General features: G+C 60.6%; 15 protein-coding genes. 4 read left to right on the top strand and 11 right to left on the bottom strand.

Going from position 1 to position 18,465, the window contains the following annotated elements:
- Positions 1-127: 127 nt before the first annotated feature.
- The 11 genes from purH to NL116_RS28835 all read right to left on the bottom strand — a co-directional run bounded on the left by purH (position 128) and on the right by NL116_RS28835 (position 13,687).
- A complete protein-coding gene (gene purH, locus NL116_RS28885) occupies positions 128-1,735 on the bottom strand; it encodes a bifunctional phosphoribosylaminoimidazolecarboxamide formyltransferase/IMP cyclohydrolase (protein WP_494375031.1) in 1,608 nt (535 codons plus the stop codon).
- Positions 1,736-1,816: 81 nt separating this feature from the next.
- Complete coding sequence (gene fis, locus NL116_RS28880) at positions 1,817-2,137, bottom strand: DNA-binding transcriptional regulator Fis (RefSeq protein WP_007907419.1); 321 nt, start codon at positions 2,135-2,137, stop codon at positions 1,817-1,819.
- On the bottom strand, positions 2,134-3,144 hold the full coding sequence (gene dusB / locus NL116_RS28875) for a tRNA dihydrouridine synthase DusB (protein WP_494375030.1): 1,011 nt from the start codon (positions 3,142-3,144) through the stop codon (positions 2,134-2,136). Before dusB ends, fis begins: the two co-directional genes overlap by 4 nt.
- A 185-nt stretch (positions 3,145-3,329) precedes the next feature.
- Complete coding sequence (locus NL116_RS28870) at positions 3,330-4,547, bottom strand: DUF3426 domain-containing protein (RefSeq protein WP_494375029.1); 1,218 nt, start codon at positions 4,545-4,547, stop codon at positions 3,330-3,332.
- Positions 4,548-4,577: 30 nt separating this feature from the next.
- Entirely contained in the window at positions 4,578-5,456 is an 879-nt protein-coding gene (prmA, locus tag NL116_RS28865; RefSeq protein ID WP_027921900.1) for a 50S ribosomal protein L11 methyltransferase, read from the bottom strand.
- Positions 5,457-5,657: 201 nt separating this feature from the next.
- Complete coding sequence (accC, locus tag NL116_RS28860) at positions 5,658-7,016, bottom strand: acetyl-CoA carboxylase biotin carboxylase subunit (protein WP_027921899.1); 1,359 nt, start codon at positions 7,014-7,016, stop codon at positions 5,658-5,660.
- A 17-nt stretch (positions 7,017-7,033) separates the two neighbouring features.
- The gene (gene accB, locus NL116_RS28855) at positions 7,034-7,498 is read right to left on the bottom strand and encodes an acetyl-CoA carboxylase biotin carboxyl carrier protein (protein ID WP_027921898.1); all 465 of its coding nucleotides are present in this window, start codon (positions 7,496-7,498) and stop codon (positions 7,034-7,036) included.
- Positions 7,499-7,522: 24 nt separating this feature from the next.
- Positions 7,523-7,978 (bottom strand): type II 3-dehydroquinate dehydratase, encoded by a 456-nt coding sequence (gene aroQ, locus NL116_RS28850; RefSeq protein WP_007947649.1) that lies wholly within the window; start codon positions 7,976-7,978, stop codon positions 7,523-7,525.
- Positions 7,979-8,109: 131 nt separating this feature from the next.
- Positions 8,110-9,855: a protein-disulfide reductase DsbD gene (locus NL116_RS28845; RefSeq protein ID WP_494375028.1), complete on the bottom strand. Its 1,746-nt coding sequence runs from the start codon at positions 9,853-9,855 to the stop codon at positions 8,110-8,112.
- A gap of 162 nt (positions 9,856-10,017) precedes the next feature.
- A complete protein-coding gene (locus NL116_RS28840; RefSeq protein ID WP_494378150.1) occupies positions 10,018-11,061 on the bottom strand; it encodes a methyl-accepting chemotaxis protein in 1,044 nt (347 codons plus the stop codon).
- 955 nt (positions 11,062-12,016) lie between these two features.
- Complete coding sequence (locus tag NL116_RS28835) at positions 12,017-13,687, bottom strand: diguanylate cyclase (RefSeq protein ID WP_494375027.1); 1,671 nt, start codon at positions 13,685-13,687, stop codon at positions 12,017-12,019.
- Between the two features lie 286 nt (positions 13,688-13,973).
- Here NL116_RS28835 and NL116_RS28830 point away from each other — a divergent pair, with 286 nt between their 5' ends.
- From NL116_RS28830 to speA, 4 genes are all read left to right on the top strand, one after another.
- Complete coding sequence (locus tag NL116_RS28830; protein WP_123435973.1) at positions 13,974-15,041, top strand: DUF2333 family protein; 1,068 nt, start codon at positions 13,974-13,976, stop codon at positions 15,039-15,041.
- A 3-nt stretch (positions 15,042-15,044) separates the two neighbouring features.
- A complete protein-coding gene (locus NL116_RS28825; protein WP_494375026.1) occupies positions 15,045-15,602 on the top strand; it encodes an NUDIX hydrolase in 558 nt (185 codons plus the stop codon).
- Positions 15,603-15,779: 177 nt separating this feature from the next.
- Complete coding sequence (locus NL116_RS28820) at positions 15,780-16,151, top strand: translation initiation factor Sui1 (protein ID WP_027921891.1); 372 nt, start codon at positions 15,780-15,782, stop codon at positions 16,149-16,151.
- Between the two features lie 219 nt (positions 16,152-16,370).
- Positions 16,371-18,284 (top strand): arginine decarboxylase, encoded by a 1,914-nt coding sequence (gene speA / locus NL116_RS28815; protein WP_027921890.1) that lies wholly within the window; start codon positions 16,371-16,373, stop codon positions 18,282-18,284.
- Positions 18,285-18,465 lie beyond the last annotated feature (181 nt).

Raw genomic sequence — 18,465 nt, 5'->3', positions numbered from 1 at the left:
GAGGCAGCACTGGAGCTGCTTTTCTGTGGGAGCGAGCCTGCTCGCGAAAGCAGTGTGTCAGTCACATCATTGCTGAATGTGCCACCGTCTTCGCGAGCAGGCTCGCTCCCACAGTTGATCTGTCGTATTAGTGACGGAAATGGCGCATGCCCGTAAAGACCATGGCGATGCCGGCTTCGTCAGCGGCAGCAATCACTTCGTTGTCACGCATCGAGCCACCTGGCTGGATCACCGCAGTGATGCCGACCTTGGCTGCGTTGTCCAGGCCGTCGCGGAACGGGAAGAACGCATCGGAAGCCATCACCGAACCGGCTACCTGCAAACCAGCGTGTTCAGCCTTGATCGCAGCAATACGGGCAGAGTTCACGCGGCTCATCTGGCCGGCACCGACACCGATGGTCTGGCGGTTCTTGGCGTAGACGATGGCGTTGGACTTGACGTACTTGGCGACTTTCCAAGCGAAGATCAGGTCGTTGATTTCCTGTTCGGTCGGGGCGCGCTTGGTCACGACTTTCAGGTCGTCGGCACCGATCATGCCGATGTCGCGGCTCTGTACCAGCAGGCCACCGTTGACACGTTTGTAATCCCAGGCAGCAGCACGATCAGCCGACCATTCGCCGCAGGCCAGCAGGCGCACGTTGGCTTTGGCAGCCACAATGGCGCGGGCTTCTGCGCTGACGCTTGGGGCGATGATCACTTCGACGAACTGACGCTCGACGATGGCTTTTGCCGTTTCAGCATCCAGCTCGCGGTTGAAGGCGATGATGCCGCCGAACGCCGATTCGGTGTCGGTGGCGTAGGCCAGTTCGTAGGCCTGGCGGATACCGCCTTCGGCGTCCGGGCTCACGGCCACGCCGCATGGGTTGGCGTGCTTGACGATCACGCAGGCTGGCTTGACGAAGCTCTTCACGCATTCCAGCGCGGCGTCGGTGTCGGCCACGTTGTTGTACGACAGCTCTTTGCCTTGCAGTTGGGTCGCGGTGGCGATGCCGACTTCGGCAGGCTTGGCTTCCACGTAGAACGCCGCGCTCTGGTGCGGGTTCTCGCCGTAGCGCATTTCCTGAGCCTTGACGAACTGGCTGTTGAAGGTGCGCGGGAATTCGCTGCGACCTTCGGTGCTGAGGGTGTCAGCGGCCTGGTTCACGGTGCCCATGTAGTTGGCGATCATGCCGTCGTAGGCCGCGGTGTGTTCGAACGCCTTGAGCATCAGGTCGAAACGCTGAGCGTAGGTCAGGCCGCCGGCCTTGAGGCCTTCAAGGACGCTGGCGTAATCGCTGGCATTCACCACGATGGCCACGTCTTTGTGGTTCTTGGCCGCGGAACGGACCATGGTCGGGCCGCCAATGTCGATGTTCTCGATCGCGGTCGGCAGGTCGCAGCCTGGCTTGTTGATGGTGGCTTCGAACGGGTACAGGTTGACCGCAACCAGATCGATCGGCTTGATGCCGTGCTCGTTCATGATCGCGTCGTCGATACCGCGACGACCGAGGATCCCGCCGTGGATTTTCGGGTGCAGGGTTTTCACCCGACCGTCCATCATTTCTGCGAAACCGGTGTAATCCGCGACTTCCACTGCGGCGACGCCGTTGTCACGCAGCAGCTTGAACGTCCCGCCGGTAGAGAGGATCTCGACGCCCAGGGCTTCAAGCTCTTTGGCGAATTCGAGGATCCCGGTCTTGTCGGAAACGCTGATCAAGGCGCGGCGGATCGGCAGGCGGGTAGTCTGGTCGGTCATTTCAATTTCCATCAAAAGCAAAGGAGTCAGCAAAAAAGGCGACCGTTTTTACGCGGGCGCCTTTCTGGTTTGATTGAATGCTTACAGCAAATCGTACTGCTTGAGTTTCTTGCGCAGCGTGCCCCGGTTGAGTCCGAGCAGCTCGCTGGCCTTCGTCTGGTTACCCTTGACGTAGTTCATCACGCACTCGAGCAGGGGAGCCTCGACTTCGGAGAGCACCAGGTTGTACACATCCGTGACGGCAGCGCCCTCAAGGTGGGCGAAATAATTGTGCAGCGCCTTCTCGACACTCCCGCGAAGGGTCTGACCTTCTTCGCTGGGCGTATTGAGGTGCTGTTTCAAATTCACGTTGTCGCTCACGGGTGTTGTTCCACTCACTAAAGTCTCGGTCATCATCGTCATGCGGCCACCCCTTCTCCGTCCCCTGTCAGGCTCTTATAACGTTCGGCGAAGAAGCCCTGAACGTTGGCGCATTGTGCTTCCGTATCTTCCAAACGATTGAAGTGGGCGCGGAACTCCCTGGCGCCCGGCAAGGTTGCGAGATACCAGCCCACATGCTTTCGAGCGATCCGCACACCCATGACATCGCCATAAAAGGCGTGCAGGGCAGCCAGATGCTCTAGCAGAATGCGTTCCACCTCGATCAATTCCAGCGCCGGGAGTTTCTCGCCGGTACGCAGGAAATGGTCGATCTCGCGAAAAATCCATGGCCGCCCCTGGGCAGCCCGGCCTACCAACAAGCCATCGGCACCGGTCGCGTCGAGCACGTAACGGGCCTTTTCTGGCGAATCGATATCGCCGTTGGCAAAGACCGGCATCGACACCGCCTGTTTGATCGCGGCAATGGTGTCGTACTCGGCTTCACCGGTGTAGAGGTCGGCACGGGTGCGGCCATGGACCGCCAACGCCGTAATGCCTGCCTGCTCGGCGATCTTCGCCACCGTCAAACCATTCTTGTTGTCCCGGTCCCAGCCGGTACGGATCTTCAGGGTCACCGGCACATCAACCGCAGCCACGACGGCCTGCAGGATCTCGGTGACCAATGCTTCATCCTTTAACAGCGCAGAACCGGCGGCCTTGTTGCAGACCTTCTTCGCCGGGCAGCCCATGTTGATATCAATAATCTGCGCACCCAGCTCGACGTTGGCCCGGGCCGCGTCCGCCAGCATCTGTGCATCACCGCCGGCGATCTGTACCGAGCGTGGCTCGGGATCACCTTCGTGGATCATGCGCATCCGTGACTTGCGGGTGTTCCACAAACTCATGTCGCTGGTGACCATTTCCGAGACCACCAGTCCCGCTCCCAATCGCTTGCACAGCTGACGAAAGGGTTGGTCGGTGACTCCCGCCATCGGGGCGAGAATCAAGCCGTTCTGCAATGTGTATGGACCGATGCGTACCGCCGACATAGGACTTCCCTGTTGTGGGGCCGGATCATTAGAGTTCGAAAAAGGGTTGGCATGATACCCGCTCTCGATGACTGGATAAAGGCCGAATTGAACAAAATCTGAACAGTTATTCTGTTATTGCCAGCAGTTTGGTTCGGACTGTCCCAGTCAGAAATCTGCCGCCTGGCCTGTAACGGTGAGGGGGGTCACTCGGGGGAGTGGAAGCTCAGGCTGTAGTTCACCGCTTTAGCGCCCGGGTCGAGAATGTCCAGCGCGATGTGGATCGGCGTTTGCGGTGGCATTTCCGCCATGCCTTCGAGGTCGCCGTTGAGGTATTCGCCGGGTTTGAAGCGACGGCTGGCGATCAAGTGGCCATTGAGGTCGGCAAAACGCAGTTCCAGCAGAGGGAAGGGCTGTGAGAACGGGGCGCGGTTATAGATGATCGCATCGACCACCAGTGCGCCACTGAACTCCGGATGGCTGCGGACCACCAGGTTGCTGCTTTTGATTTTCGCAATGTCGACTTTGGACGGCACCGTGCAGCCGAGTTGCGGGCACAGCTGCTGGAACCAGGGGCGGTATTGATCCTGGCGGGCCAGTTCGTCGAAATGGTACGCAATGTATTGGCCGGCCAGTGCAGCGGTGCCGAGCAAAACCAGCAGCAGCCAGAACATCCGTCGACCCCACGGCGAGCGACGCTTTTGCCAGTCCAGTTGCAGCGGATCGTCGGTCAGGTCCTGCAAGACCTCGGCGCGCACGCCCGGCTCGCTGCGCTCGCGACGTTTGCGCAACGGTTCGATCGACGGCAGGTCGTCGTCGAGCGCCTCGGTTGCCGTCAGGCGTTCGTGGTTGAGCGGGGCGTCGAGTGGGTCGTGCAGGCGCAGATGAGGCACCTGGGGTTCGTCATCGAGATCAACCGGTTCCAGCGAAAACGAAGGCTCGGTGCGTTCGTGGTTGTCCGGTTCTGCTTCTGTTTCCGGTTGTTCGGTCTCTACCGGTTGGGCGCGGTCGGCCGCCGATTCGCTGAAGAGGCTGTCGGACCACTGTTCTTCGTCGTGCTCGCTAGAGTCGCGCCGGGCGCTGAGGCCGTCTTCGCGGTGCCGGCCAAACTCCTTGGTCGGCTGGATCTCCCGCTGTTCGAGCCGGGCGAGTTCTTCGTCCAGGTCCAGGCTGTCCAGATCCAGTTCGGAGGCTGTCCACTGCTTTTGGCTGATCGCGCGTGGCGCTGGTGGCTCAACAATGGCCGGGGTTACCGGTTTGACGGCTTCCTTGTCGGCTCGTTGTTCAAGTAACTGCTTGGCTGCGTTGAACACTTGCAAGCACGAGCCGCAACGAACCACTCCACGGGCCACGCTCAATTGAGCATGGCTGACGCGGAAGCTGGTTTGGCAGTGCGGGCACTGGGTGACGAAGCTGTCGGTCATGCGGCGATCCGGTTTATGCAGGCGTTCATTCTAGCGCCGACGGCCGGTGATGCGCACCCAGCCATCGCGATTGGCAATCGGGTCCAGATCGAAGTCTTGGGCGTAGGCGGCGGCAACGTCTTCACCTTGTTCGGCAAGGATGCCGGACAGCGCCAGGCGACCCCCTGGCTTGACCAGGCTGGACAGCTGCGGTGCCAGGGAAACCAGTGGGCCAGCGAGGATGTTGGCGACCAGTACGTCGGCCTTCACTTGCGGCAAGTCTTCTGGCAGGTACAGCGGGAACAGCGCTTCGTCGATGTTGTTGCGTCCGGCGTTGTCGCGGGAGGCTTCCAGCGCCTGTACGTCGATGTCGGTGCCCACGGCTTCCTTGGCACCCAGCAGCAGGGCGGCAATCGCCAGAATCCCCGAGCCGCAGCCAAAGTCCAGCACGTTGCAATCTTTCAGATCCTGACCGTCGAGCCATTCCAGGCACAGCGCGGTGGTCGGGTGGGTGCCGGTGCCGAACGCCAGGCCCGGGTCCAGCAGCAGGTTCACGGCGTCAGGCTCGGGCGCGGCATGCCAGCTCGGGACGATCCACAGGCGCTGACCGAAACGCATTGGCTGGAAGCCGTCCATCCAGCTGCGTTCCCAATCCTGATCTTCGATCACTTCGCTGTGATGCTCGGGCAGCGGACTGCCGGTCAGCAGCTCAAGGTGGGCCAATACGCTGGCGGCTTCGGTGCCGCCTTCAAACAGGGCCAGCAGGTGCGTGTGGGACCACAGCGGCGTGGTGTTGAGTTCTGGTTCGAAGATCGGCTGATCTTCGGCGTCCATGAAGGTCACCGACACGGCGCCCACTTCAAGGAAAGCGTCTTCGTAGGTTTCGGCTTGTTCTGGGCTGATGGCGAGACGGACTTGCAGCCAAGGCATGGCGGGCACCTTTGAAAAATATTGATTGCAGCCTAGCGGGCTGCGAGAAGCGCGCAAGTTTACGCGAGCGCGCGGCAGAAGACGACCGGGTTGCTACGGATCAGAGGTGAACAAGCCCCCTCGCCACCGTGGGTGCAGTGTTCAGCAATGTCCAGAAACAACAAAGCCGCCCGAAGGCGGCTTTGTTGGTCGGGTCGTCGCTTAGTGCTTCTCGCCTGCCAGCTTGTGCTCGAGGTAGTGAATGTTCACGCCCCCTTTGCAGAAGCCTTCGTCACGGACCAGGTCGCGGTGCAGCGGGATGTTGGTCTTGATCCCGTCGACAACGATTTCGTCCAGCGCATTGCGCATGCGCGCCATGGCTTCGTCACGGGTCGCGCCGTAGGTGATCAGCTTGCCGATCAACGAATCGTAGTTCGGCGGAACGGCATAACCACTGTACAGGTGCGAATCGACGCGAACGCCGTTGCCGCCTGGTGCGTGGAAATGCTTGACCGTGCCAGGGCTCGGCATGAACGTTTTCGGGTCTTCGGCGTTGATTCGGCATTCCAGGGCGTGACCGCGGATGACCACATCGTCCTGGGTGTACGACAACTTGTTGCCAGCGGCGATGCTGAGCATCTCCTTGACGATGTCGATGCCGGTGACCATTTCCGAAACCGGGTGCTCTACCTGGACACGAGTGTTCATCTCGATGAAGTAGAAGTGGCCGTTCTCGTAAAGGAACTCGAAGGTGCCGGCGCCACGGTAGCCGATGTCGATGCACGCCTTGACGCAGCGAGCGAGGACTTCCTGGCGTGCTTTCTCGTCGATGCCCGGTGCCGGCGCTTCTTCGAGAACCTTCTGGTGACGACGTTGCAACGAGCAATCGCGGTCGCCCAGATGGATGGCGTGGCCCTGACCGTCGGAAAGCACCTGGACTTCCACGTGACGTGGGTTGGTCAGGAATTTTTCCAGATAGACCATCGGGTTGCCGAACGCCGCACCAGCTTCGGTGCGGGTCAGTTTGGCGAAGGAGATCAGGTCTTCTTCTTTATGCACGACGCGCATGCCGCGACCACCGCCGCCGCCAGCGGCCTTGATGATCACCGGGTAACCCACTTCACGACCGATGCGCAGAGCGGTTTCTTCGTCTTCAGGCAGAGGGCCGTCGGAACCCGGAACGGTTGGAACGCCCGCAGCGATCATGGCGTGCTTGGCCGATACCTTGTCGCCCATCAGGCGAATGGTGTCGGCTTTCGGGCCAATGAAGGCGAAGCCGGAGTTCTCGACCTGTTCAGCGAAATCAGCGTTTTCCGCAAGGAAACCGTAGCCTGGGTGGATGGCGGTAGCGCCGGTCACTTCAGCTGCGGCGATGATTGCCGGGATGTGCAGGTAAGAGTGCGCGGCCGAGGCCGGACCGATGCAGACGGATTCGTCTGCCAGGCCCAGGTGCATCAGCTCTTTGTCAGCCTTGGAGTAAACGGCGACAGTCTTGATGCCCATCTCTTTGCAGGCACGCAGGATCCGCAGGGCAATCTCACCGCGGTTGGCGATCAGAACTTTTTCCAACTTCGCAGTCATCAAAGTTTCTCCGCGGTTCAAACGATGGTGAACAGCGGTTGGTCGTACTCAACCGGCTGGCCGTCTTCGACGAGGATGGATTCGATCACACCGCTGGTTTCAGCTTCGATGTGGTTCATCATCTTCATGGCTTCGACGATGCACAGGGTGTCGCCTTTCTTCACGGTCTGGCCAACTTCAACGAACGAAGGCGAGGATGGCGAAGATTTGCGATAGAAGGTGCCGACCATCGGCGAACGGGCAACGGTACCGTTCAGGACGGGTGCGGACGGTGCAGCAGGTGCAGCGGCGGCAGCAGGAGCGGCGGCAACTGGCGCAGGTGCCGGAGCGTGCTGCATTGGAGCAGGTGCGTAGTATTGCTGAGCCGGCGTCTTGCTGTGACGGCTGATGCGAACGGACTCTTCGCCTTCCTTGATCTCGAGCTCGTCGATGCCGGACTCTTCCAGCAATTCGATCAGTTTCTTAACTTTACGGATATCCATGAATCATCAACTCCCAAGGGTCGGTCAGGGGCGTATAGCTTGTTGTTCAAGCTGCTCTAGTGCAGCCTCCAAGGCCAGTCGGTAACCGCTGGCGCCAAGGCCGCAGATCACTCCCACCGCTACGTCGGAGAAGTAAGAGTGATGGCGGAAAGGTTCGCGTTTGTGCACGTTAGACAAATGCACTTCGATGAATGGGATGCTCACCGCCAGCAGCGCGTCACGTAATGCGACGCTTGTGTGTGTAAAAGCTGCTGGATTGATCAGAATGAAGTCCACGCCCTCGCCACGAGCGGCGTGGATGCGGTCGATCAATTCGTACTCGGCGTTGCTTTGCAGGTGCAGCAGATGATGGCCGGCTTCACGGGCGCGGCGTTCCAGGTCCTGGTTGATCTGCGCCAGTGTCGTAGCGCCATAGGTACCCGGTTCACGGGTGCCGAGCAAGTTCAGGTTGGGGCCGTGCAGCACCAATAGGGTCGCCATCTGCTGTTCCTTGTTATCTGTGTGCAAGTGTCAGAACCCGGCGACTATGCCGCAAAGCCTTTGTGACTGTCCAGTTCTATGCAATAGCCAGCACGATAGCCGATGTTTGCGCGAAATATGTGACCGGCTTATTAAATCCGGTCATTTGCCTTCGCAACACGTTCGGCGAAGTCCTTGGCGTTGATCTCGCCGATCACTCGCATCTCGGCACGTTCAACGCCGTCCTTGCCGAAAAACATCAGGGCCGGAGGGCCGAACAGTTTGTAGCGGTCGAGCAGGGCGCGTTGTTCGGCATTGCTCGCGGTGATATCGAAACGAACCAGTCGATAGCCTTGCAGGCGTGCCATCACGCTGGCGTCGTTGAGCACTTCGTGTTCGATGACTTTGCAGCTGATGCACCAGTCGGCGTACCAGTCGAGCAGCAGCGGGGTGGCGGAGGATTGGGCGTCGGCGAGCACGCGATCCAGCTCTGCGGGCGTGTTGATGGTTTGCCAGGCACCGGTGTTTTGCGCAGAGGCGTTACCTGCAATCGCACGCGATTGGCCAATCGGATTGAGCGGGTCGGTCTGACCGCTGAATGCCCCGAACCAGCAGGCCAATGCGTAAAACAGCAGGAACATCCCGAGCAACTGGCCGAGGCGTTTTCGAGGGGGTTTGTAGACGAACTCCAGCGCGCCCATGAACAAGCCGACGCCACCGGCCAACAAACCGATCAGCAGCAAGGTGATCTGGCCCGGCAGTACGCGGCTGAGCAGGCCGATCGCCAATCCCAGCAACAACACACCAATCGCGTTCTTCACGTAGACCAGCCATGGCCCGCTTTTCGGCAGCCAGGCCGCGCCACCGGTGGCGACCAATAACAGCGGCGCACCCATGCCGAGGCCGAGCATGAACAGCTTCAAACCGCCGCCCAATGCATCGCCACTGGCGCTGATGTACAGCAACGCGCCGGCCAGCGGCGCCGAAACGCAGGGCGAAACCAACAGGCTGGAGACCACGCCCAGCACTGCAGCGCCCCACAGCGAACCGCCTTCCGTGCGCCCGGCAATGCGATCCAGGCGACTGCTGATGGCGTGCGGCAGCTTGAGTTCGAATACACCGAACATGGCCAGGGCAAACACCGCAAAAAACGTCGCGAACGGCACCAACACCCACGCCGATTGCAGGCGTGCCTGAAGATTGAGCTGTGCGCCGAACATCCCCATCAGTGCGCCGAGCAGGGCAAAGCAGGCGGCCATTGGCAACACGTAGGCCAGGGACAGGTTGAAGCCGCGCAGACCGCCGACCTGACCACGCAACACCACGCCGGACAGGATGGGCAGCATCGGCAGCACGCAAGGCGTGAAGGTCAGGCCTAGACCGGCGAGAAAAAACAGTGCGAGTTCGCGCCAGCCCAGGTTTTGCGCCGGGGCCGGAGCGCCGATGCCATCAATGCTCAGGCGTTCGGTTTCCGGCGGATAGCACAGGCCTTTGTCGGCGCAGCCCTGATAGGTCACAGCCAGCGTGAAGGCGCGTGGATCAGAGCGCGGTATGACCACGTCGAGAATGCCGTGATACACCTCGACATCGCCGAAATACTCGTCGTGTTTCTGCTCGCCCTTGGGCAATTGGGCGGCGCCCAGCGTTACCTCGGCCGGGTCAGCCCGAAACTGGAAACGATGGCGATAGAGGTAATACCCCTCGGTGGCGACGAAGCGCAGCTTGATCGATTGCGGTGTGCTGTCTACCAGGCTCAGTTGAAAAGCTTCGCGCACCGGCAGGAAGTCGGCGCTGTTGTTGATCGAGCCCAGGGTGGAGCTGGGCCGGGTGTCCAGCAACCCGGCGGCGGTCACCGGCAGGGCGAGCACTAAAAGCAGCAGGCAGAGCAAACGGCGCATGACAATCTCGCGTATCGGAATTGGGGGCATGATAGCGGACGGCGGGCGGGTGTGCAGGGCGGGAGTTTTGTGGTGGCGTTGCTGACGCCATCGCGAGCAAGCTCGCTCCCACAGGGGAATGCGTGCCCTTGTGGGAGCGGGCTTGCCCGCGATGGCGGTCTGTCAGACGCGGAAGGCTTGAACCGCTGTACGCAGGCGTCCACCCAGCACCAACAGGTTCTCCCCTTGTTCACGCCCTTCACCAATGCGCAGCAAGTTATCCCCACCCAATTGGTGAATGCGCTCACTGTGGTCACGAATCTCGCTGACCGCGCCACTCTGCTGGGCGGTGACATCAGCGATGCGCACGGCCGTGTCGGCAATGGTCTGGATCGCGCCGACGATTTTATCCAGTGCGCCATCCGCCGCCTGCGCCTGATTGGCCGTGGCTTCGGCGTGTTCGACCTGCGCGCGCATGCCTTCTACCGATTGACGCGCCGCGGTTTGCAGGCCGGCAATCAGCGTCTGGATTTCTGCCGTCGCGCCTGCGGTGCGTTGCGCCAGTGAGCGAACCTCTTCCGCCACCACCGCAAACCCTCGACCCATTTCGCCGGCACGGGCCGCTTCGATGGCGGCGTTCAGGGCCAGCAGGTTGGTCTGGTCGGCAATCGAGCGGATCACCGTCAGCACGCCCCCGATGGTCGCCGACTCTTCTGCCAGGTGCTCGATCATCTGCGCGTTGCCCTGCACTTCACCCACCAGCGCATGCAGGCCGGTCAGGCTGAGACCGATGACTTTCTGACCGTGCTCAACGGCCAGGCCGGCATGGCGACTGGCGTCCGCTGCCTGGCTGGCATCGCCGGCGACTTGTTGAATGGTCGCCTCCAGTTCGCCGAGGGAATCGCGGATCAGCGCCGTGTCGCCCGCTTGATGTTCGGCACCGCTGTGCAGGTCGTTGCTCAAATCGGCCAGGGTTCGGCTGCTGCCGGCGACCTGCTCGGCGTTGAGACGAATGGTCCCGACCAGATCCACCAGATAGGCGCGCAAGCGATTGAGCGACGCTTGTATGTCATGCAGTTCGCGATTGGTGTTGCCCAGCTCTATGTTGTGGCTGAAGTCGCCCTCGGCCCAAGTGGACAGGGCTGGCGCCAGGTTGGTCAGGGTTCGGGCCAGGCGTCGTTGCAAGGTATCGATGAGCAAGGCGATCAGCAGGATCAGCCCAATCATCACGCCTTGCATCAAGCGCACTTCGCTCTGGATCTGCCCGTGCTGGGCGCGGACCACTGGTTCGAGTCCGGCAATCGCTTGCTGCACAGCGGCGATTTTCAGGTGCGTAGCAGCACTGAGGTCGGTACGTTTCTGGATCTGATCACGGGTGCGCGACAGCTCGGCGGGGTAGCGCGCAAGCAGGCTGTTGAGTTCACGCTTGAGGCCAATACCGGCGTCTTCAGCCGTGGCTTTCTCGTTGTTCTCCAGCCCCATCATCGAGGCGAAATCATCGGTGCCGGATTCGGTCTTGGCGGCGACGCCGAGCAGTGGCAAGCCGCTCAACAGCTCTGCCTGACTACGGATGTTGGCCACTTCGCGCTCGACGTCGGCGGCCAATTCGCTGCGGCCGCTGCTGACCAGTTTGTCCCGGGCCAGCGTCAGTTTTCCCAGATGTTGAGACGCGGCGAGCAGCGGCGCCAGGTAGGTCGCGTCAGCGCTGGCGTACTGGCTGAGCTGGTCGAGGCTGGCACCGAGTTCGCGCTCGGCTTGCAGCAGCAGCGCCTGTGGGTCGCCCGCCAGTTTGCCGGCGGCCAGCAGATCGGTTTTGCTGAATTCATCCAGGGTCGACAGGCTCGGGCGCAAGGTGTCGGCCAGCGCCGGGGGCAACTCGCCCAAAGCCTTTTGCAGGGCATCGATGGCCTGGCTGGCACTGCTCAGGCGCAAGGCATCGCCACTGGCGAGGTAATCCTCGATATTGCGCGCGACTTCATTCTGAAACTGCTGGGACAGGCCCAGGTAACGCTCCATCAACAGATAGGGACGCTCCAGGGCCTTTTGCGACCACCACAGTGTGGCGCCAAGGGCCACGCACACGGCGACTAAAAGGAGGGTATTGAGATTGGTCAGCAACTTCAGGCGCATAGCGGATCTACCAACGGCAGAATGGTAAGCGCCTGAATTTATTGCGTTTGTGTTACAGGGTTATGACCGAATCGGTGAATTCCGATGAAATAGTGGCACTTTGCTTTGGTGTTCGCGCCGCCTGGACACGATTGCGCCCGGCGTCCTTGGCGCGGTACAGCGCCTCGTCTGCCTGACTGGCCATCATCAGGCTGTCGGAGTGCTCGCACAACTCCACCACGCCGGCACTGAACGTGCACCACAGGTCCTGTGGCTGGGCCGGGTAGTGAATTTCGGCAAAGCGCTGACGAATTTCATCCAGCACGGTGTAAGCCGAGGCGAGATCGGTGTCCGGCATCACGATCGCAAACTCTTCACCGCCATAGCGGCCGATGAAGTCGGTCTTGCGCAGGCGTTGCTTCAAGAACAGCGCCAGGCTCTTGATCACCCGGTCGCCCATGGGGTGGCCGTGGCTGTCGTTGACGCGCTTGAAGTGGTCGATGTCGAGCATCGCAAAGCTCAGCGGCTTGCCCTCGCGGCGGGAGCGGAAGCTGCAGTCTTCGAGCAATTGCAAAATGTGCGTGTGGTTGTACAAACCGGTCAGGCTGTCGCGGACCATTCGGGCTTTCAGGTTGCGTGCCCGTGCCGCGCGGTTGCGCACGGTGGTGATCAGGTGGCGCGGCTTGATCGGCTTGGTCAGGAAGTCGTCGCCGCCTTCGCTCATGGCGTCGAGCTGCTTGTCCAGATCGTCTTCGGCCGACAAGTAAATGATCGGGACACTGACGTAACGGTCGTTGTGGCGGATCACCTTGGCCAGTTCCGTACCGGTGCAGGTCGGCATGTACATGTCGAGAATGATCAGGTCTGGCTGAAAGTCAGACAGTTCGGCCATGGCCTGGATCGGATCGATCAGCGTGCGCGTGACGATCCCGGCGCTATTGAGCAGGCGTTCGGTGTGCAGGGCCTGGGCGCGGGAGTCGTCGATGATCAGCACTTTATAAGGTTCGTACTGGGCGACGCAGGTCAGGACTTCGATTTTCTCCAGCAGGCTCGAAGCCTCCAGGGTGCCGGTGAGGAACTCCTGGCCGCCGGCGCGCACGGCGGCGAGGCGGGTCGGGGTGTCGGTTTCGTGCAGGCTGAAGAACAACAGCGGCAGGCGATGATCGAGCCCTTCCTGGGCTTCGGCGGCCAGTTTCAGGCCGATACCGGCGCCACTGAAGTCCACGTCCATGACGATCGCCGCCGGCAAGCGCTCGACCATCGCGCAGCGGAAGGCGGCAACGCTGTCAAAGGATTGAGCGCTGAGCCCGAAGAATTCCAGTTGCTTGGCCAGGCGCTCGGCGCGGTCGTGATCCTGCAGCATCACGTAGATCGGCTTGCGCAACGGCGGCAGGAAGGTTTGTTCGTACTGATCGCCATGGCGCAGGCCGGTGCGCGACAGGCGCTGCATCAAGCGATTGAGGTCGGTGATCAGCCCGCTGCTCAGGCGTCCGCGATTGGCGTCGACAGCCTCAAGCGACTGGCCGATGTGACGCGCCAGTTGCGTATGTTCCGGTTGTTCGAAGCGCTCGGCAAACCGCAGCAGGCGCAGGTTGGCCTCGCTCAGTTCCGATAAGTCGGTGGCGGACCACTCACTGCGTTGCAGGCGCTGCCAGATCTCAAGAATTTGACGTGCCTGATGAATTACCCGCTGGGCAAAGTGGTGCTTGAGGCGCTCACGGCTGGGGTCTTCTGACTCGGTCATATCCTGACTACTAGTTAGGGTAAATGCTGAGGTCGACTGGTGGCTCTATGCTAGCACCTCTTTTCAATTGCATGAGTGTCGTACGGCAATTATCTGTAATGCGGCCTCATTCAGTTTATGACCGCTTGGTCGGATAGGCTCAAGGTGTGTGCTTCCTTTATAGTGGCGCCTCGACGATGCAATCCTTATTCACGGCAGCATGCCGATTAATACACGGCAAAACGAGGCACGATGGCGTAGGGTTGTGGTCGAACCGATGAACTCAAGTGATTGAAAGGATATCGCCATGCTGGACTGGAAGAACCGCGCGGGCAGCGCGCCCGAACGTGCCGCTGAACCGAAGTCGGCCACCCGCAGTTATATCGGCGGCCTGCTGTTCAGCCGGGCGCTGGCCACCTTGATCGGCCTTTACCTGCTGGTGGCGATTGCCCTGGGTTGGTATTGGAGCGAGGAGCCCGCGTTGTTCCCGGTCCAGCAAAATGCCCAGATCGCTGCCGAGAAAGAAGGCAAGCAGATGGTCGTCGGCTACACCACGGTGGAAACCCTCAAGACCGTCGCCGGTACCTTGCTGACCAAACCGGGTGGCTACATTTCCAACGACCGTTTCCCGCCGGGCCTGTGGATGGACAACATGCCGAGCTGGGAATATGGCGTGCTGGTCCAGGTTCGCGACCTGAGCCGCGCACTGCGTAAAGATTTCGCCCGCTCGCAGTCGCAATCGGCCGAAGACGCCGACCTGGCCAAGGCCGAGCCGCGTTTCAACTTTGACAACAAGAGCTGGGTGCTGCCTTCCAGTGAGTCCGAGTATCAGGAAGGCATCAATTCCCTGAGCCGTTATCAGGCGCGTTTGTCCGACCCGAACCAGAAAAGCGCGCTGTTCTATGCCCGTGCCGACAACCTGAACAACTGGCTCGGTGACGTGGGTACCCGCCTGGGTTCGTTGTCGCAACGCCTGTCGGCCAGCGTCGGTCGGGTCAAACTCAATACCTCGCTGAAAACCGAAGTCCTGGCGCCAGGGCAAGTGCCACAGGTGGACGAAGAAATCGTCGAGACGCCGTGGATGCAGATCGACAACGTGTTCTACGAAGCCCGTGGTCAGGCTTGGGCGCTCTCGCATTTGTTGCGTGCCATTGAGGTCGACTTCGCCGACGTATTGGCCAAGAAAAACGCCACGGTCAGCGTGCGCCAGATCATTCGTGAGCTGGAAGCTTCGCAAGAGCCGGTCTGGAGCCCGATGATCCTTAACGGCAGCGGCTTCGGTGTGCTGGCCAACCATTCGCTGGTCATGGCCAACTACATCTCCCGGGCCAACGCCGCAGTGATCGATCTGCGTCAATTGCTCAATCAAGGCTGAGTCATGGTTGATAACGCCAAAGAGGCCGCCCATCGCGCGGCCTCGGATGCCGAACAGATCGCCTGGGTCGACGAGCAGGACAACCTGCTTGGCGCCCTGGTCCGTTCCGATTTGCGCGAGCGCGGGCTGATCGGGCGCGGCACCTACATCATGCTGTTCAATTCGGCCGGTGAGCTCTGTGTGCATCGCCGGACCCTGAGCAAAGCCATTTATCCAGGGTACTGGGACGTGGCGGCGGGGGGCATGGTGCTGGCCAGCGAAACCTACGCCGAGTCAGCCGCCCGTGAGCTGGAGGAAGAGCTGGGCGTGAGCGGTGTGGAACTGACCGCCCACGATCACTTCTTCTTTGAAGACACCGGCAACCGGCTCTGGTGTTCGGCGTTTTCGGCGGTGTGGGACGGGCCACTGATTCTGCAGCCCGAAGAGGTGCTTGAAGCGCGCTTCATGCCCATCGATCAGGTCATGCTGGAAATCCAGCAAAAGCCTTATTGCCCGGACTCTCTGGCGGCGTTGAAGCGCTATCTGCGCGCGCAGCGGGATGGCGTCGCAAAAGAGCTATAAATTGGCGCCGATTGGCTCTTAGCAAGTCGGCTTTTTGCCGTTACACTGCGCGACCTTTTCAAGCTGAACCAGCAGGTCTGGTTCAGTAGCGCTGCCCCTGCCTGAGTGGGGCTTCGCGGTCGATGGCACCTGCCCAGGTTGCCGCGACCAGTCTTTGTCCTCCCAAGAGGATTGCCGGTGGCCAAAAAAGCCGCATCCTTCGCCGCCCTTGGTGGCCTGGTATTTTCCACCGACGCAGGTCGTCATTGCCCGGATTGCAGTAAGCCGGTGGACGCCTGTATCTGCAAACAGACCGTTATCCCGGCCGGCGACGGCATCGCTCGCGTGCGTCGTGAAAGCAAGGGGCGTGGCGGCAAGACGGTGACCACCATCACCGGCGTGCCGTTGGCCGAAGACGCGCTCAAGGAACTGGCCACCACGTTAAAGAAACGTTGTGGCACAGGCGGAGCATTGAAAGACGGGATCATTGAAATCCAGGGTGATCATGTCGAGCTACTCTTGGGCGAGCTGATCAAACTCGGTTTCAAAGCGAAGAAGTCCGGCGGCTAGCAGCCTCTGTGAAAACCACCCTCGGCTTGATCCAGTCCTGACAACGGGTCTGGCGTCGTCTACATGGTTTTCACAGAGCCTGTTCTGACCGGTTTCTAAACTCAAACCTGAATGTGCGGTCTATCGCCCTTGCATGCAGGCTAATCGTCATTTTCATTCTTTAGACTGCGCCGGCCTGAACCCAGGCGACGCTCTATGACTTCTTTATAGGGGACTTCAATGTCCGTACGACGCACACGCAAAGACGATGGCAGCCAATGGACAGTTGCGGACAGCCGCAGTGTTTACGGGATTCGCCATTGGGGGGCCGGGTATTTCGCGATCAATGACGCCGGTCGCGTCGAAGTTCGTCCGAACGGTCCGACCAGTTCGCCTATTGATCTGTTCGAGCAAGTCGACCAACTGCGCAAAAGCGGTTTGTCCTTGCCATTGCTGGTGCGTTTCCCGGATATCCTGCAAGACCGCGTGCGTCAGCTGACTGGCGCCTTCGATGCCAACATCGAGCGTCTGGAATACCAGAGCAAGTACACCGCGTTGTACCCGATCAAGGTGAACCAGCAAGAAGCGGTGATCGAAAACATCATCGCCACACAGGACGTGTCCATCGGCCTGGAAGCTGGCTCCAAGCCAGAGTTGCTCGCCGTGCTGGCGCTGGCGCCGAAGGGCGGCACCATCGTTTGCAACGGTTACAAGGACCGCGAGTTCATTCGTCTGGCGCTGATGGGCCAGAAGCTGGGCCACAACGTCTTTATCGTGATCGAGAAAGAATCCGAAGTCGGTCTGGTGATCGAAGAAGCGGCGTCGCTGAAGGTCAAGCCTCAGGTCGGTCTGCGCGTACGTCTGTCGTCCCTGGCCTCGTCCAAATGGGCGGACACCGGCGGCGAGAAATCCAAGTTCGGTCTGTCGGCTGCGCAGTTGCTGTCGGTGGTTGAGCGTTTCCGCGCGGCTGGCCTGGACCAGGGCATTCGCCTGCTGCACTTCCACATGGGCTCACAGATCGCCAACCTGGCGGACTACCAGCACGGTTTCAAGGAAGCGATTCGTTACTACGGTGAACTGCGCAACCTCGGCCTGCCGGTAGACCACATCGACGTGGGCGGCGGTCTGGGCGTGGACTACGACGGCACGCATTCGCGTAACGCCAGTTCGATCAACTACGACATGGACGATTACGCCGGTGTCGTGGTCGGAATGCTCAAGGAGTTCTGCGACGCGCAGAACCTGCCGCACCCGAACATCTTCTCCGAAAGCGGCCGCTCCCTGACTGCTCACCACGCCATGCTGGTGGTACAGGTCACCGACGTCGAGAAACACAACGACGACGTGCCGCAGATCGACAACAAGGAAGAATTGCCGGAAACCGTGCAGTGGCTGGTTGACCTGCTGGGCCCGACCGACATCGAAATGGTCACCGAAACGTACTGGCGCGCGACGCACTACATGAGCGACGTGGCCACCCAGTACGCCGATGGCAAGCTGACCCTGGCGCAAAAAGCCCTGGCCGAGCAGTGCTACTTCGCCGTGTGCCGTCGCCTGCACAACTCGTTGAAAGCCCGTCAACGTTCGCACCGTCAGGTGCTCGACGAACTCAACGATAAACTGGCCGACAAATACATCTGCAACTTCTCGGTGTTCCAGAGCCTTCCGGACACCTGGGCCATTGGCCAGGTCCTGCCGATCCTGCCGCTGCACCGTCTCGACGAAGAGCCGCTGCGCCGCGCCGTGCTGCAAGACCTGACCTGCGACTCCGACGGCAAGATCAAGCAATACGTCGACGAGCAGAGCATCGAAACCAGCCTGCCGGTGCACGCGCTTAACGAAGGTGAAGACTACCTGCTGGGAATCTTCCTGGTCGGCGCTTACCAGGAAATCCTCGGCGACATGCACAACCTGTTCGGTGACACCGATTCGGTGAACATTTACCAGAACGCCGATGGCAGCGTGTACCACGCCGGTATCGAAACCCACGACACTATCGAAGACATGCTGCGTTACGTGCACTTGTCGCCGGAAGAGTTGATGACCCACTACCGCGACAAGTGCGCCAGTGCCCGCATCACCGCAGCCGAGCGCACCCAGTTCCTCGACGCTCTGCGCCTGGGCCTGACCCGTTCGTCTTACCTGTCTTCGTAAGGTAAGGCTCCGCTCCCATCAGGTTGTCTGAAAATGTTCCGCACGCTGCGGAAATTTCAGATGACGTGGTGGGACGCGTCCTGGTTTCCCCGCGAAATGACCCACATCCACGTCTATTCCTGCGATGTGGTCTTCTTTTCGCGTAGGTCATTTCCTAAGTTGTATTTCGGCACTCTACTCG

It is taken from the genome of Pseudomonas sp. FBCC-B1667, from assembly GCF_059133255.1.
Note: the sequence above shows the minus strand (reverse complement) of the source record. Positions and strands in the feature narration are given on the sequence as shown.